This is a genomic window from Shewanella sp. 38A_GOM-205m (assembly GCF_000518445.1).
GTDB lineage: Bacteria > Pseudomonadota > Gammaproteobacteria > Enterobacterales > Shewanellaceae > Shewanella > Shewanella algae.
Window position 1 is genome coordinate 103441 of record NZ_JADP01000002.1, and the last position, 16463, is coordinate 119903.

A 16463-nucleotide genomic window follows, 5' to 3' on the forward strand; every position below is an offset into this window, starting at 1 on the left:
GTGCCTAACAAAAAGCAATAAGTATCCGCTCAAATCCCCAACCTATTATTCGTCCGGATTATTCCAAATAATCCCATGGAAATTATGAGGCTTTATAGCGCACCCTCTTGTTTGCACTACACTTAAGGAAAGTACAAACGGCCCAGTTTGAAAAGATAAGGGCTCAAAGCTGTGACGAATGGAGGGCAGCAACCACTATGGGAAAGATGCTAGTGCCTTTGGCTCTGCTGCTACTCTTGTTTATCTGGCTCAGCGGGCCCAGGCAACCAACCTCCCCTGTTTTACTCAATCAGACCCCGGTTCGTATCGCCGTGTCCACCTCGCTGCTTTCAGCCCCTGTTATCATTGCCGATAAGCTCGAACTCTTTGCCCGCGAAGGCGTCTATGTGGTGCTGCAACCACTTCAAGGTGGCGATCTTTGTTTCGAGGCCCTGCTCTATCACAGAGCGGATCTGGCCACCAGCTCAGAGTCAGTGGTGATGTTCAACAGCTTTGAGCGAACCGACTTTACCGTGCTGGCCAGCTTTGCCGAATCGGATAACGACATTAAGCTGTTAACCCTGAGCCAGAGCGGTATCACTACCCCGGCGCAACTGGATGGCAAACGCGTTGGAGTCGTTGCCGGCAGTGCCAGCGAGTACTTTCTCGATACCATACTGAATATTGCCGGACACCCAGCCTTGGCGCCAGTTAGGGTGGATATCCGCCCGTCTGGCTTGGCACCGGCGCTGTTAGCTGGCGATGTGGATGCGATTTCAGTTTGGGAGCCCTACGGATTTCAGCTGCTCAAGCATCAACCGGGCAAGATAAGCGAGTTCCCCAGCCGGGGGTTATATAGCCTTTCTTTCAATCTCATCAGTCGTAAGGCCGACAACCAAGCGTACTACGAACATCATGTGCGGATCCTCAAGGCGTTGAAACTCGCCAGTGAATTTATTGTTCTGCACCCGCAGGAAGCCCGTCAACTGGTTGCCGAGTATCTGCACCTGCCAACAGAGGAGGTTGCCGCCCTCTGGCCCGACTACCTGTTCCGTCTGTCGCTGGGTAACAGCCTGCTCAGTAATCTGCAGTCGCAAGCCCGCTGGGCCATGGCCAGCGGCACCATTGAAGCCCGACAGCTACCGGATTTCAGAAGCGTCATAGATCCCACAGCATTGGATCAGATACAACACATGTCTTTGGTGGAGCAGCAATGAAGCTATCCAGCCGCCTCAATATTCTGGTCATTCTCTGCATCACCCTGACGCTGGTACTGGCGCTGTCACTGCTGCAACAGCGCCATTTTTCCCAGCAGACATTCCAGCAGATGCACAAACTGGTGGAGCTGCAACTGCATCTGGATCTGCTGCGCTCCAACTTGTGGCTGCTGCAGCAATACCGGGATACCCGGGCAGTTGAAAATACCCAGCGGGATCTGCTGCGCCTCAACGCCCTCTTGAGTAACACTCAGGTCGATGATGAGCAGCAACAGCAGCTATTGGCCAATTTAAAACGCCAGAGCAACAACATCGGTACCCTGCTGGAGCATTCCCTGCCCAAGCTGTCGCTGATAGCAGATGATCAGTTGGTCAGCAGCATGTTGCTGTCCAGATACAATATGAGCATTCAATCCATGAGCGAAGATCTGTTTCGCTTTCAACATTACACCATGGACAGAGCCCGTATGCTGCAGCTCAGTCATCTCTATCTCAACGGCGCCCTGCTGCTGGCCATTGCCCTGTTGGTGACAGGCTTTACCCTGCATACTCTGAGGCGTTTTCGGCGCCACTTGGGCAGTTTGAAACGCGGCATTCGCGATCTGGCCAAAGGCGATCTTCACAGCCGTATCAGGTTGGAACAACAGGATGAACTCTCGGAGCTGGCCAATGAATTCAACAATATGAAACAGGCATTGATGGAAACTACAGCCCGAAAGGAGCAGTTACAGCTGGAAGTGGAGGCGCAAACCCGTCAGTTGCAGCAGCAACAGGATAGGTTAAGATATTTGGCGGACCATGACGATCTCACCGGTGCACTCAATCGCGGTGCCGCCACCACCGAGCTGGAAAACGCCATAGTACGTTGCCAACGTCAACAGCTTAAAGCGGCGCTGCTGTTTATCGATCTGGATAAATTCAAACCCATTAACGACAACTTTGGCCACAGCGCCGGTGACACAGTGCTGGTGGAAATCGCCAAAAGGCTGCGAGAGACCTTAAGACGCTCGGATTTGGTGGCCCGTATCGGCGGCGATGAATTTATCATCTGGCTGGAGCCGATAAATAGCCGCGAAGAAGTCTGTGCCGTGTTGGAAAAGATTCATGCCTTGGGTGCCGATATCCCCTGGCAAGGGCAACAACTGCAAGTCGGCCTGAGCACCGGCATCAGTCTCTATCCCGAGCATGGCGACACCCTGGCCGAACTCATCGGCGCTGCCGACAGTGCCATGTATCAGGCCAAGCAGGCACAACCTCAGGCTTCCATGGAACTGGCACTAAAGAAGCGCTACAGCTTTGCCTCACCCAGTGCCGATGCCTGACTATGCTTGCCCGGCCACACACGCCTGAACTTCAAACTGCCGGCCAGAGGCGCCTAAACCAGCTGAACCTCGGCAGTCTTATCGCCAACAACAGCAACATGGCAGCAAGGTAAAGGCTGGGCTCAATGATTTCAGACTTCACCGACCAGTAATAATGCACGGGTACCAACAGGGCAATGGCATAAATACTGTAATGCAGTTGCTGCCAACGTCGCCCCATCCGGCACTGCAATGCCTTGAACGAGGTCAGCGCCAGCGCTGCAAGCAACAACCAGGCGCTAGCCCCCACCAGAATATAGGGGCGCTTGATAATTTCACTGAATAGCAGCTCCCAGGCAAACAGCAGATCCAGGCTGAAATAGCTGAGAATATGTAAACAGGCCCAGGCAAATACCCAGAGTCCGAGCAAACGCCGAGTCTGCATCAACAACCCCAATTTGAATTTTCTGGCAACTGGCGATACCAACAAGGTGGCCACCAAGGCGTTGAGTGCCCCTTTGCCGGTGAAATGGATAATATACTGCACAGGATCGCCACCGGCGCTATCTGTCACCACTTGCAGAGCCAAATAAAGCAGTGGCAAGCCGGCCGCCAAATGCAGCAACGCCTTTAACCAAGGCAGTAGCTTGGGGTCTAAGCGCATCAATAATATTTCCTTAAATCCAGATCCCGGTAAAGATGGGCTACTTGCTCGCCATAACCGTTGAACATCTGGGTCGGGATCCGTTTGGCAGAGAAGATCCCACCTTCGGCAATCCGCCGCTCTGTCGCCTGTGACCAACGCGGGTGATCCACCTTGGGGTTCACGTTGGCATAAAAACCATATTCATGGGGTGCCAGTTGATTCCAACTGGTCGGTGGCTGTTTGTCCAAAAGCCTAATTTTCACGATAGATTTAATGCTCTTGAAACCGTATTTCCAGGGCACCACTAAACGCACGGGAGCCCCATTTTGCGGCGGCAGTGTCTTGCCATAGAGGCCCACCGACAGGAAGCTTAACTCGTTCATCGCCTCATCGAGTCTTAATCCCTCCACATAGGGATAATGAATGCCACCGCCCATCAAGCGATTGCTTTGCCCAGGCATCTGCTCGGGATCAAACAGGGTTTCAAAGGCCACATGAGTTGCAGAGGATTTGACTCCGGCCTTGGCCAGCAAAGCCGCCAGCGGAAAGCCGACCCAGGGGATCACCATGGACCAGGCCTCGACACAGCGCAAACGATAGTGGCGCTCCTCAAGGGGAAGCAACTTGAGCAGATCGTCATAGTCCAGTGTCAAAGGGCGCTCGACCTTGCCTTCCACTTTCAGCATCCAGGGATTGACCTTGAGGCCCTGACTAGTTTCGAAGGGATCTTGTTTACCTGTGCCAAACTCGTAAAAGTTGTTATGGCGGATCACCTTGTCAAGGGGTGTCAGGCTTCCCGGTAATTGAAAGTTCGGGTTGCTGCGATAGTTGAGATTTGAGGTCACAAATGCCTCGCTCTCGCGCTTTTCACCAAAAAGGTCAAACAGGCCTGCCTGAACATGGCCGGGAATACTGGCACCTATGGCGCCGAGCCCCAACGCCTTGACTATGTTGCGCCGATCGCGAAACACGGCTTCCGGCGTGACTTCAGTTGCTGGCAACTCCCAGGGCATTTGCCTGCCGATACCCGGTTTAAATTTTTTATTGCTCACAGAGACCTCTCAATAGCTGCAGTCAATTCAGTTTATAAGACCCAGGCAGGCAAAGAAAAATTTCCTGCTGGAATAATTCCTGCTGCTTCATTGGCTGAACCTTGGCTGACAAGGGGTACAAAATGGGCAACTCTTGGCCATTTATCCTGAGTCTGCATGCCCTGGCCCTTGAAGGCCCTGACTCATTCTGCGACTCTATCCGGGTTTTCCGCTCCTCTTTTTGCACTCAAGGGACATGATATGGACTTGGCCACCACAATTTCCGCGCCTCAACTCATTGCCGCCGCAGCAGTATTACTGCTGGGTATCTTGCTTGGCGCCCTCTTTAATCAGCGCATGACCCGCGGCCGCTGGCAACAGATCAAAGACCAGTTAGTGCTGCAACATGAACAAAGATGCAGCGAACTTAACGAACAACTCAGCAACTGCCAGGAAAAAGCCGAATGGCTAGTGTCCCAGCTCGGCAAGGCAGAGGCCATTGCCGAGCGGGTGCCCGACCTTGAACAGCAACTTAAGGATGCTCAGCGCAAGCAGTTGGAAACTCAGTTAAACCTGTCAAAATCCAATGCCATGCAGCAGACAATCAGCGCTCGCTTCGACGCCGAGCAACAGGCGCTCAACGATAAGATTGAACTGCTTGAGCGCAGTGAAACCCGCCTGAAAGAGCAATTTGAAAACCTGGCCAACAAAATTTTTGAAGACAGAAGCGAAAGGCTAAAATCCCAGAATCTATCGCAGCTGGATGGTGTTCTTGGGCCGCTGAAACAACAACTCGAAGGATTCAGAAGACAAGTTCATGAATCCTACTCACAGGAACAGAGTGAACGTTCCTCACTGAAACACCAGCTGGAAGATCTCAAGCAGCTCAACCTGCGCATGAGCCAGGATGCGGTCAACCTCACCAAGGCGCTCAAGGGCGACAACAAACAGCAAGGCAACTGGGGGGAAGTGATCCTGGAGCGGGTGCTGCAGGAAAGTGGCCTCAGACAAGGGCACGAGTATGACGTGCAGCAGGATCTGAAAAATGATGCCGGCAAGCGCTTTAAACCCGATGTCATCGTCCACCTGCCGGCCAACAAGGATGTAGTGATAGATGCCAAGATGTCACTGCTAGCCTATGAGCGCTACTACAATGCCGACACCGATGAAGAGCGCTCCCTGGCGCTGCGTGAACATATCAACTCTATCCGCGGTCATATCAAAGGCCTGAGTCAAAAGGACTACCAGCAACTGCACGGCATCAAGAGCCTGGATTATGTGCTGATGTTTATTCCGGTGGAACCCGCCTTCCTGCTGGCACTGGAACAAGAGCCGCAGTTGGTTAATTTTGCGCTCGAAAACAACATCATGCTCGTCAGCCCAACCAATCTTTTGGTGGCACTGCGCACCATCAATAACATCTGGCGCTACGAGTATCAGAACCAACATGCACAAAGGATCGCCAGGCAAGCCGGCAAAATTTACGATAAACTCTGTGGCTATCTGGAAGATATGGACAAACTCGGGCGCGCGCTGGACAATGCAGAGAAGTGTTTCAACGGCGCCATGAATAAGCTGGCTACCGGCAGGGGTAACCTTGTCCGCCAGGCTCACCAGATGCAACAGTTGGGCGTTGAAACCAGTAAACAACTGGATAAACAGTTGCTTGAAAAAGCGATGACAGAGACTTCCTTGTCTACAGAGCAGGAGGTTGATGCCATAGAGGATGCAGAGCCGGACAGCGAACTGGCTTCCTGAGCTCAACCCCGCTCTCAAGTGAACCAGGCCATCAACAAGGAGTTTTAGATGCGCAGAGCCTTGACCCGAATCGCCCTCGCCGGCAGCGTTGCCTTGAGTGCATTGACAGTATCCACTCCCTGGATGCTGTTTCCCGGGATAGGCCATGCGGCCAAGGCACCTGCCGCTTTGGAGCAACAACGCCAAAGCTACCTAAAGGCCAGAGAAGCGCTGGATAAAGGCCAACTTGAGGAGTATCGCAAGCTCAGGGCCCAACTCAAGGATTACCCACTCAATATCTATCTGGATTTTCACGCCGAGCTGGATGACATAATGGCGCTTTCTGGCTCAAAGGCGCTAAAGGCACTGGACAAGTTTGAGCATTCACCCTTGCACGCCAGTGCCCGCCACAGGTATCTGGTGCAAGCTGGTGCCGACAAACGCTGGCAAGACTTTCTGGCCATTTCCCCGGAACTTCCCCGAGCCACAGAGCTGCAATGCTATTTTTACCGGGCCAAGCTTGGCCAGGGTGAGACTCAGGTCGCCTGGGATGGCGCTCGCCAACTCTGGCTCTATGGTCGCTCCCGTCCCAAGGAGTGCGATCCCCTGTTCAATGCCTGGAGCAAGGCCGGGCACCGCACTCAGGAATTGATTTGGTCGCGGATGATGCTGGCCTTTGATGCCGGCCAAAGCGGTCTGCTGCAGTATCTGGGGCGTAAAGTGACTCAGCATCAGAGCCAGGCCAAGCTGCTGCAGGCGGTATACAAGGATCCCAATCGCCTCAGGCACATGAATCAGTTCGATGGCGATGCCCCCATCTACAGCGATATAGTGTCCGCCGGGCTTAAGCGCTTGGCCCGCAAAGATCTGCGTCAGGCAGTTCGCCTGTACGTCAAGTATGAAAAGGCCAGCAGATTCAGCGATTTCCAAGGGCGACAACTCAACCGTTATCTGGTCAGGCGAGCGCTTATCGTCGAGGACGAGGGGCTGAGAGATCATATCGACACCATGCTGCCGCTGCTCAAGGCCGACGATCTGACCGAGCGCCGTCTGCGCTGGGCTATTGCAGAGCAAAATGACGCCGATATCCGCCGTTTTCTGCCGCTGCTCAGCGACGAAGGACGCAACGATGCCCGCTGGCGCTACTGGCACCTGAGGGTCAATGGCCGGGACGATGCCATGCTCGAAGCGCTCAGCAAAGAACGTAATTTCTATGGTTTCTGGGCCGCCGCCGAACTCGGTGTCGCCCCTAACCTGGCGCATGTGCCGACTCAATCCCAAGCGCAAATGCAGGCAAGACTCGCCGATGACAAGGCGCTGGCGCGGGTATCTGAACTGCTGGCGCTGGATAAACTGGTCGATGCCCGCATCGAATGGAGCCAAATGCTCGCCCGCCACAACAAGCAGATGCGTGCCCAGTACGGCGTCTACGCTCAGGAGCAAGGGTGGGACGCGCTGGCGGTTGAAGCCAGTATTCAGGCCCGGCTATGGAATGATATGGAGATGCGCTTTCCCTATGCAGCAGACCCTTTCTTTACTCGGGCCGGCAAAGACTTCAAAGTCAATGTCAATGAAATTCGCGCAATCTCCCGCCGCGAAAGCGCCTTCTACCCCTATGCGACTTCGTCAGTGGGCGCCAGAGGCCTGATGCAGCTGATGCCGGCCACCGCCAAGCAAACCGCAAAAGAGTTCAAACTGGCGTTCAACGGCAGTCGCAGTCTGTACGACCCGGCCATCAATGTGCCACTCGGTAGCGCCTACTACACCAAGCTGCTGGAACAGTTCGACAACAACCGGGTGCTGGCCGTTGCCGCTTACAATGCCGGCCCTCACAGGGTAAAGCGGTGGTTGAAGCAGAGCGATGGCAAACTGGATGTGATGGGCTTTATCGAAACCATCCCCTTCAGCGAAACCCGCTCCTATGTGCAGGCCGTATTTACCTACCGGCAGATTTATGAGCTGCGTCAACAACAGGCGCTGCCACAATTCAGTGAAACAGAGCTTGGCCGCCGCTATTGAAGCGGCGGTGAATTGGCACTGAGTCAATTTCCCAACGCTTTGATATTAAAGCGCTTGTTCCTCGCTGTATTTTTCAGCGCTCGGTACTTTAGTGGGGTAAATGGGCTTGTTATCCCACGGCTATAATGGGAATAATTAGCATTCATTTAGCTAACTCCGTTGATGACTGCATGGATCTTTCTCCTCCGCGGCACATTGCCTGCGAATATCAGCCACTTGTTTGCCCCAGGGCCCTGACCATTCAGGGCTATGAGGCCCTGGCCCGCTTTTACAATCAAGAGGGAAAGGCGCTGGCGCCAAATCTGGTATTCGACTGGCTGCACAGAGACAGCCGCGCCCTGGCGGCGGTAGAACTGCAAGCCAAGCTGTTGCAACTCAATCAGACGCCTAAAACGCCAAGGCTGCACCTGAATCTGGATCCCCACGCGCTGGACAGCACCAACTGTCAATGCATGATGCAGGCGCTGGACAAATATCAGCAGCAAACCGGAGGCTTGACGGTAGAGCTGATAGAAAACACCTGTGTCAATGACGCCGATAAGGCCCAGGCACTACTCAAGGAACTGCACCGCCGCGGGATTACCGTGGCGCTCGATGATGTCGGTGCTCCCCATGCCATGGTGTCGCTGCAACTGCTGACTGCCATCGACTGCATCAAGCTCGACCGTCACTGGCTGAGTGCCATCAAGGCACCACTCATGGCTAAGCTTTTGGAAAATCTGCTTAATTTTGCCAAGTCCTGCCAAAAAATAACTATACTCGAAGGAATTGAAACCGAGCAGCACCTGTCTCAGGCACTGGCTTTGGATGTGGATTTAGTGCAAGGTTTCTATTTCAGACCTCAGTTCATCCAGACGGAGCCGGAACTGATTTCAGTGACCATCTAACAAGGAAGCCAATGTGTCCAAGAGCCAGATAACCCAGGTACTGCAGCAACTCGAGCAAGTTTTGATAGGCAAGCCCAGGGTAATACGGCTGGCACTGGCCTGTTTACTGGCCCGCGGCCACCTGCTGATTGAAGATCTGCCGGGCATGGGCAAAACCAGTTTATCCCACGCACTGGCGCAAACCTTAGGCCTTAGCTATCAGCGGGTTCAGTTTACCAGCGACATGCTGCCGGCGGATATTCTCGGGGTTTCCATCTTCGATAAGCAGCAATCTGAGTTTGTATTCCACCCTGGCCCCATCTTCAAACAGATGGTGCTGGCCGACGAAATCAACCGCGCCAGCCCCAAGACCCAGAGTGCCTTACTCGAGGCGATGGCAGAGCGACAGATCACTGTCGACGGTGTGACCCACAGGCTGCCGCATCCCTTTTTCGTGGTCGCCACCCAAAACCCCACCGACCAATCAGGCACCTTTCCACTGCCGGAATCCCAGCTGGACCGCTTTATGATGCGCCTCTCCATTGGGTATCCCAGCCAGGACGCCGAGTTGGCCATGCTCAAAGGACAGGAACGCAACCAGCCCCTGCCCCAGTGTCTGAGTGCGCTCGAGCTGGATCAACTGCAGCAGGAGTGCGAACAGGTGGCCGCTTCCGATGCCCTGCTTAACTATATTCTGGCGCTGGTGGAAGCTTCCCGCAGCCAAAACGAAGGCTATGGCCTTTCCCCCAGAGCCACCAAGGCGCTGCTGGCGGCTGCCAAGGCCTGGGCCTATATCCAGGGCCGTCAATATCTGGTGCCCGAAGATGTGCAAGCTGTGTTTGGCGCCGTTGCCGAGCACCGCCTGCGGCATTCGAGCCAACTTCAGGGCGAGCAGTTATCGGCCAAGTTACTCGGCACCATTAACCCCATTCGGTGACGGCGAGATGGCCTCTGTGACCTCCCTCTTCTCTGCCCGGCTCAACCGCTGGTTGTCACGGCGTATTCCCGCCGCCAAAGAGCAACGTTTGAGCCACAGAAGCATCTTTATTCTTCCCAGCGGCTTCGGCGTTATCTGGCTGGCGCTGGTACTGCTGCTGTTTCTGTTCGGCACCAACTATCAAAACAACCTGGTGATCGGCCTGGCCATAGTATTGGCCAGCGTGTTTCACACCTGCATCATTCACAGTTACCGCAACTTAGCGGGACTGAGACTCAGTGCCCGTAAGCCTCCCCAAGCCTACGCCGGCGACAGCCTCTCCTTCCCTGTGACCGTCAGCGCCGACAGAAGCCTGTTTCGGCTCGGTTTCAGCTACCCGGGAGAGCGGCAAGTCTTTGTCTCCTGTGTCGATAACCAGGAGCAGACGGCTTTGGTGCCCATGCAGCCAAGGCCCAGAGGCCTTTGGCATCCAGGTAGACTCAAGGTGGAGTCCTGCTATCCTCTGGGGCTCTGTCGCGCCTGGTCTCATCTGGATCTCGACACCAGTCAATGGGTGTTTCCAGCGCCTGTGGTCAGCACACCTAAACTGGGGCGCAGTGAACACGTCCCCGAATCCCAAGACAGTGGCGAGTGGCTCAGCGGCGTCGATGAATACGCCGGTCTTAAGAGCTATGTTCCGGGTGAATCGCTCAAACAGGTGGCCTGGAAACAGTGGGCTCAGGGCCGAGGCATGCTCAGCAAGGAGTTTGCCGAGCCTCAGGGGGCGCCCTTGTGGCTGGAGCTTGATAGCAAGTTAACCGGCGATGAGTTGGAAAAGCGCCTGGGTGAGCTGAGTTATCAGGTCAATCAACTGGCCCATTCAGGCCAAACCTGGGGGCTTAAGTTAGCGGGCAGGACCATAGCGCCTTCTCAAGGCGAACCTCAGCGTCAGGAATGCCTCAAAGCCCTGGCGCTCTATCCGGCCAAGGCTGAAGGTACCGGCCGATGAAAACCGCGCGCTTGAAAGCAACGCTCAAGGAAACCTCGGAGGAGATCATCACCCGCCGCACCTTGCTTTGGCTGCTGATCACCAACCTGGCAGTGCTGGCGCCGCTTGCAGGCAAAATCACCTTGGGAACCCTGGGGATCTGCGCCATCTGTTTTGTCTGGCGCTTGGGGATCTATCTTGGCAAGGTCGCCAGGCCCCCCAGAGTGCTGGTGACTGTGCTGGCCATTGCTGCGGCGCTGACGTTGGCGCTGGTGAGTCGCGAACTTGGCCTGCTCAATGCCCTGGTCAACTTGTTGATCCTCGGCTATTCCCTCAAATATATCGAAATGCGCAGTCGCCGCGATGTCAAAGCCGTGGTACTGGTGGGCTACTTTCTTATCGCCCTCACCTTTATCGACCATCAGCAGATGCTCGACACCCTGCAACTCTCGCTGGTGGCGGCGCTCAACACCTGTGTGTTGGCAAGCCTCTACCACGAACAGGCCTCGTTCAATCGCCAGATCAAGCTAACCCTGGTGCTGCTGGCACAGAGTCTGCCGCTGGCACTGCTGCTTTTTGTAGTGCTGCCGCGTTTCAGTCCGCTTTGGATGGTACCGCAGATGAAAAGCAGTACCACAGGTCTGTCCGATGAGCTGAGCTTTGGTGATATCTCACGCCTGACCAAATCCAACGAGCTGGCATTTCGCGCCAGTTTCAAGGGCCAGATACCGGCTCCGGAAGACAGGTATTGGCGCGCACTGGTATTGGAGGAATATGACGGCAAACGCTGGCAACAGTCGCGGGGAATAAAGGCGCTGCAGCAAGACAGCTTTATAATGAATCGCCGCCCCGAACCCGGCGCCCCAAAAGGGCCTTTTATCGATTACAGCATCATAGCCGAGCCGAGCGGCCAGCATTGGCTGTTCGGCTTGGATCTCGCCTACAGCATGGATCCACGCCTGGTGAATCTGCCGGACTTTCGCCTCTATGCCGTGAGGCCGGTAGAACAAAGGTTGCAATACCGGGTGATGAGCTATCCTGATGCACCCCTGGATAACCGCTTGAGAGCGCCGCTGCGGCAGCTCAATCTGAGCCTCCCCGATGGAATCAACCCCCGCAGCCGCAAACTTGCCGCCGATTTTGCCCGCCGTTATCCGCAAGCCGAACAGCGCTTGACGGCCATGATGCAGTATTTCAACAGTCAGCCCTTTTTCTACACCCTGACGCCCCCGCCGGTGGGGCCGCAGCAACTGGACGACTTTTTGTTTGAAAATCGCGCCGGGTTCTGCGTTCACTACGCCTCGGCATTCACCTTCATGGCCAGAGCCACCGGCTTGCCCGCCCGCATTGTCACCGGTTATCAGGGCGGCGAATACAACCCGCAGGCCGGTTATCTCAGCGTGTATCAATATATGGCCCACGCCTGGAGTGAGGTCTATCTCGAAGGTAAAGGCTGGGTACGTTACGACCCCACCGCCATGATAGCGCCCGAACGAATTGAGCAGGGTTTCGACTCCCTGTTCAGCCCGGAAGAAAGCTATCTTTCCGAACTGCCGTTTGCCGGGGTGCGGGCCAGCGACTGGTACAACAGCCTGAGACTCAGGCTCGCCAGCCTAGATTACTACTGGAGCGTCTGGGTACTGGGTTTTGACAACGCACGCCAGCAAGAAGTGCTCTCCAAACTGCTGGGGGAAGTGAGTATCGGCCGCCTGGCAGCCTTGGTCCTCGGGGTGATGGCCCTCACCTTTATCGTCATTATGTTCACCACCGGCCTGCTGCGGCTTAAAAGAGGCCCGGACAGCATCAACCGTCACTATCTCAAGGTATGCCGTCAGGCTGCCAGACTCGGGCTGCCAAGGCAGGCTTCCCTGGGGCCAGTGGATTACGCCGCGGCGCTTGCCGCGCGCTGGCCGGCGCTGACAGAGGAGATAGAAAGCTGGACCTCACTCTATATTCAACTCAAGTATCAAGACGCTTCCAAGGAGTCGGCGATATATAAACGCCGCTTTATCCGCCAGTCCCGCGCTTTGTGGTTCAAACTGCTGAAACAAGATTTGCAACCCGATAAATCAAGCACCTAGAATAGAGCACCAAAGCAATAAACGGCCCAAAGCCAGGTAACCTTGCTGCCTATGTTTACTCTTATCCAGTCCAACAAGATGGAATTGCTGTCGGCCACCCTGGCAGACCGGCTTCGCGATGGCGTGCCCGGCATGTCGCCGCTTAGCTGCGAGCAAATTCTGGTGCAAAGCCCCGGCATGTCCACCTGGCTCCGCCTGGAGCTGGCGCGCCACAACGGCGTGGCGGCGGCGCAGGAGTTTCCGCTGCCTTCCAGCTTTATCTGGCAGCTCTGTTATCTGCTGCTCGATGATGTGCCCAAGGAAAACCCCTTTACCAAGGCGGCGATGACCTGGAAACTGATGGCACTGTTGCCCTCCCTCCTGGATAGAGACAATTTTGCACCGCTCAGACATTATCTGGGCGACGATGTCGAGCTCAAACTGTTTCAACTCAGCGGCCGTATCGCCGATATTTTCGATCAATATCTGGTATACCGTCCGGAATGGATCCTCGGCTGGGAGCAAAATGAATCCCCGCTGGAGATAGCGCCGCAGCACGCCTGGCAACCCGAGCTTTGGCGCGAGTTGGTGCGTTACAACAATCAGGAGCTGCAGCAGAGCCATTACCACAGGGCCAATCTGCACCAGGCGCTGATAGAAACGCTGACAGACGGCAGCAATCATGCCTTGGAAGGCCTGCCGCCCAGATTGTTCGTGTTCGGGATCTCCTCGATGGCACCGCAAACCCTGGATGTACTCTATGCGCTCGCCAGTCGCATCGAGGTAGTGATGCTGAGCCTCAGCCCCTGTCGTCACTATTGGGGTGATATCGTAGAGCCCAGGGCGCGGGCGCGAATGGCACTGGCTTTTGAGGGCAAGAAACAGTTGCCCGAGCTCTGGGAAGACAAGCTGGAAGTGGGCAACCCCATTTTGGCCAATAATGGCCGTCTCGGCCGCGAGCTGCTGGATATGGTGCTGGAGCTGCCACCCGAGCGGCTGGAACTGGAAGAGCTGTTTCACCCCGGCAACACAAATACCCTGCTCGGCGGCATTCAAAATGACATTCTGGAGATGGAAACCTTAGGCGAACCCCTGGGGCCGGATGTCAGCAAATACCTGAATATCGCCCGGCGCAGGCCCTTGGCCGCCACCGACGACTCCATCACCCTGCGAAGCTGTCACAGCCCACTGCGGGAAGTGGAAACCTTGCACGATCATCTGCTGCATCGCCTGCGCAGCGACCCTTCGCTTGCCGCCAAGGACATCATGGTGATGCTGCCCGATGTGGCCGCCTACGCCCCCTATATCGATGCGGTGTTTTCCGCCAAGAGCGGCGATCATTTCATCCCCTATGCCATAGCCGATCGCGGCGCGGCCCAAGAATCCCCTTTAATTGCCGGTTTTCTCAACCTGTTGGCACTGGACAAGAGCCGCTTTGGCCTGACAGACATCATCAGTATTCTCGAAGTGCCCGCTGTGCTCGCCCGCTTTGGCATAGCCCAAGAGGAACTGGAGCAGCTCAAGGGCTGGCTCAAGGCCGCCGGTATTCGCTGGGGCCGCGACAGTCACAACCGCGAAGAGCTTGGCTTGCCCGGGTTTGACAAACACTCCTGGGCCTTTGGGATCCGCCGCATGCTGCTGGGCTATGCCCTGGGCGATGATGCCGAGCTGTATCAGGGCGATCTGCCGCTGGCCGGTATTGAAGGTCAGTCGGCGCAGGCGCTCGGCAAGCTGTTGAATTTTATTGAAGCGCTCGATGACTTCAGGGAAGAGCTCAAGCAGCAAACCCCACCCGATGAGCGGGTGGCGCAGCTTAACGCCCTGCTCGATGCCTTTTATCTGGCCCAGGAAGACGATGCCAGGGAAGAGATCAACGACATTCGCCAGGCCATAGACAGATTCGCCGAAGAGCTGCGACTGTCGGGCTTTAGCGGGGTATTGCCGCTGACAGTGGTTTGGCAATGGTTCAACTCAACCTTGAGTGAGTCCAGGGTCGGTCAGCGTTACCTCGCCGGCAGCGTCAACTTCTGTACCCTGATGCCGATGCGCTCCATCCCCTTCCGCCAGGTGTGTTTGCTGGGAATGAACGATGGCGTCTACCCCAGGGTGCAACATCCTGTGGGGTTCGATCTCACCGCCCATGAAAAGCCAAGACGCGGCGACCGCTCTAGACGCCTGGATGACAGATACCTGTTTCTCGAAGCCTTGCTGTCGGCCCGGGATCAGCTCTATATCAGTTACATAGGCCACAGCGAGCGCGATAACAGTGAGCGTATTCCCTCCATGCTGGTATCGGAATTGCTGGAATACATTCAGCTGTGTTACCGCCCGGACGAGGCGCAATTTACGCCGTCCTCAGTGCCCACAGATGCCGATGAAATTGCCGCCCTTGGCGATCTGGCGGCCGATGCGCTAATGCAGCGCCTCATCATTCAGCAGCCACTGCAACCCTTCGACGCCCGGCTCTACAGTGACAGCGAGCTGCCCGGCAGTTTTGCAACCCAGTGGTGCCCCCGGGAGATGTTTGCCGCCCAAAGCCCGGCGCCTTTTATTGAGCATGAGCTGGGCGAGGAAACCGCCCTCAAGGAGCCGGAGCTGGAACTCTCGGCGCTGATCCGCTTTTTCCGCAACCCGGCGCAGTATTTCTGCCAGCGGGTGCTGCAGCTGGACTTGAGGCTGGATATCGACAGTCAGGACAATGATGAGCCCTTTGAGCTCAACGCCCTGCAACGCTATCAGCTGCAGCTGCTGATGATGCAGGATGCGCTGGAAGACGAGCGCGGAGAGCTGGATGAAACCCTGCTCGACAAGCTCAAGGCCGAAGGTCTGCTGCCGATGGCGCCATTTGACGATCTGCTGCTGGATCAATACCGCCGCGATATCGCCCCGGCGGTGGAGCGTACCCGTTTTCTTCGCGCCGAATTGCCCAAGCCCGATGCCGTTGAAATAGCGCTCAAGCTCGAGGTCAACGGCCGCGAGCTGCTGCTCTGTGGCCGTATCGAAGACTGCTACCCCAAGGGGCTGGTCAACTTAAGGCCGGGTACCACCAAGCCCAAGGATCTGTTGAGCCTCTATATTCGCCATCTGTGCCTCAATGCCAGCGGCATTCACAGGCACAGCTATCTGCTGGATGCCGGTCACTTCCACGCCATGGCGCCGCTCAAGGCCGAGTCCGCCAAGGCTCTGCTGGGTCAGTTGGCCGCCTTGTTTGAGCTGGGGCAGCACAGGCCGCTGCCCTTTATGGCGCAAACCTCCATGGCGTACTTCAGCGCCGAGGTTGAAGATGGCTTAAGCGTTGACACTGAACATCAGCTGCGGCTTGCTGAGGCCGAGAGCGCCTGGTTGGATGATGCCGGGTTCGGTGACGGCCAGGATCCCCATAACGCCCGCCTGTTCCGCTTTCCGGAAGACTTTGGTTTAACTCTTGATGACAGCGCCTATGCTGGCACGGCGACGGATTTTGGGCGCAAAGCCTGCGAACCTAAGTTAAGTGAAGATGAGTTGAGTGAAGATGAGTTGAGTGAAAATGAGTTTACGCTGAGCAACATGAGTGCGGGGTTGCCAGGCGGTTGGCAACTCAGACTCCAGCAAAGCCTGAGTTTCCCGGCGTTGGCCCAGGGGATTTTGGCGCCGCTTATCAGCCTTTACCACAAAGACAAACTGGCCGCCCTGGCCGATTTTACCCAGATGGGGCAGGAATAAT

General features: G+C 55.9%; 11 protein-coding genes. 9 read left to right on the forward strand and 2 right to left on the reverse strand.

Annotated elements, in window-relative coordinates; all coding sequences use genetic code 11:
• Positions 1-197 precede the first annotated feature (197 nt).
• The gene (locus N512_RS0102235) at positions 198-1196 is read left to right on the forward strand and encodes an ABC transporter substrate-binding protein (protein WP_028779269.1); all 999 of its coding nucleotides are present in this window, start codon (positions 198-200) and stop codon (positions 1194-1196) included.
• A complete protein-coding gene (locus N512_RS22035; protein WP_051472610.1) occupies positions 1193-2518 on the forward strand; it encodes a GGDEF domain-containing protein in 1326 nt (441 codons plus the stop codon). The genes N512_RS0102235 and N512_RS22035 overlap by 4 nt, the downstream gene beginning before the upstream one ends.
• A gap of 31 nt (positions 2519-2549) precedes the next feature.
• On the opposite strand, the gene msrQ is transcribed toward N512_RS22035, so the two are convergent.
• Both msrQ and msrP read right to left on the reverse strand, forming a co-directional pair.
• On the reverse strand, positions 2550-3164 hold the full coding sequence (msrQ, locus tag N512_RS0102245; protein WP_037473940.1) for a protein-methionine-sulfoxide reductase heme-binding subunit MsrQ: 615 nt from the start codon (positions 3162-3164) through the stop codon (positions 2550-2552).
• A complete protein-coding gene (gene msrP / locus N512_RS0102250; protein ID WP_051472627.1) occupies positions 3161-4156 on the reverse strand; it encodes a protein-methionine-sulfoxide reductase catalytic subunit MsrP in 996 nt (331 codons plus the stop codon). The genes msrQ and msrP overlap by 4 nt, the downstream gene beginning before the upstream one ends.
• 279 nt (positions 4157-4435) lie before the next feature.
• Between msrP and rmuC the strand changes: the two genes are divergently transcribed.
• From rmuC to recC, 7 genes are all read left to right on the forward strand, one after another.
• Complete coding sequence (rmuC, locus tag N512_RS22040) at positions 4436-5932, forward strand: DNA recombination protein RmuC (protein WP_051472611.1); 1497 nt, start codon at positions 4436-4438, stop codon at positions 5930-5932.
• 123 nt (positions 5933-6055) lie between these two features.
• Complete coding sequence (locus N512_RS0102260) at positions 6056-7930, forward strand: transglycosylase SLT domain-containing protein (protein ID WP_028779272.1); 1875 nt, start codon at positions 6056-6058, stop codon at positions 7928-7930.
• A 170-nt stretch (positions 7931-8100) separates the two neighbouring features.
• A complete protein-coding gene (locus tag N512_RS0102265; RefSeq protein WP_028779273.1) occupies positions 8101-8817 on the forward strand; it encodes an EAL domain-containing protein in 717 nt (238 codons plus the stop codon).
• 13 nt (positions 8818-8830) lie between these two features.
• Complete coding sequence (locus N512_RS0102270) at positions 8831-9733, forward strand: AAA family ATPase (RefSeq protein WP_028779274.1); 903 nt, start codon at positions 8831-8833, stop codon at positions 9731-9733.
• Positions 9621-10721, forward strand: a complete 1101-nt coding sequence (locus tag N512_RS0102275; RefSeq protein WP_231473490.1) for a DUF58 domain-containing protein — start codon at positions 9621-9623, stop codon at positions 10719-10721. Before N512_RS0102270 ends, N512_RS0102275 begins: the two co-directional genes overlap by 113 nt.
• On the forward strand, positions 10718-12781 hold the full coding sequence (locus tag N512_RS0102280) for a transglutaminase TgpA family protein (protein ID WP_051472612.1): 2064 nt from the start codon (positions 10718-10720) through the stop codon (positions 12779-12781). Before N512_RS0102275 ends, N512_RS0102280 begins: the two co-directional genes overlap by 4 nt.
• A 51-nt stretch (positions 12782-12832) precedes the next feature.
• Positions 12833-16462, forward strand: coding sequence for an exodeoxyribonuclease V subunit gamma (gene recC, locus N512_RS0102285; RefSeq protein ID WP_028779277.1), 3630 nt, complete (start codon positions 12833-12835; stop codon positions 16460-16462).
• Position 16463: the final 1 nt, after the last annotated feature.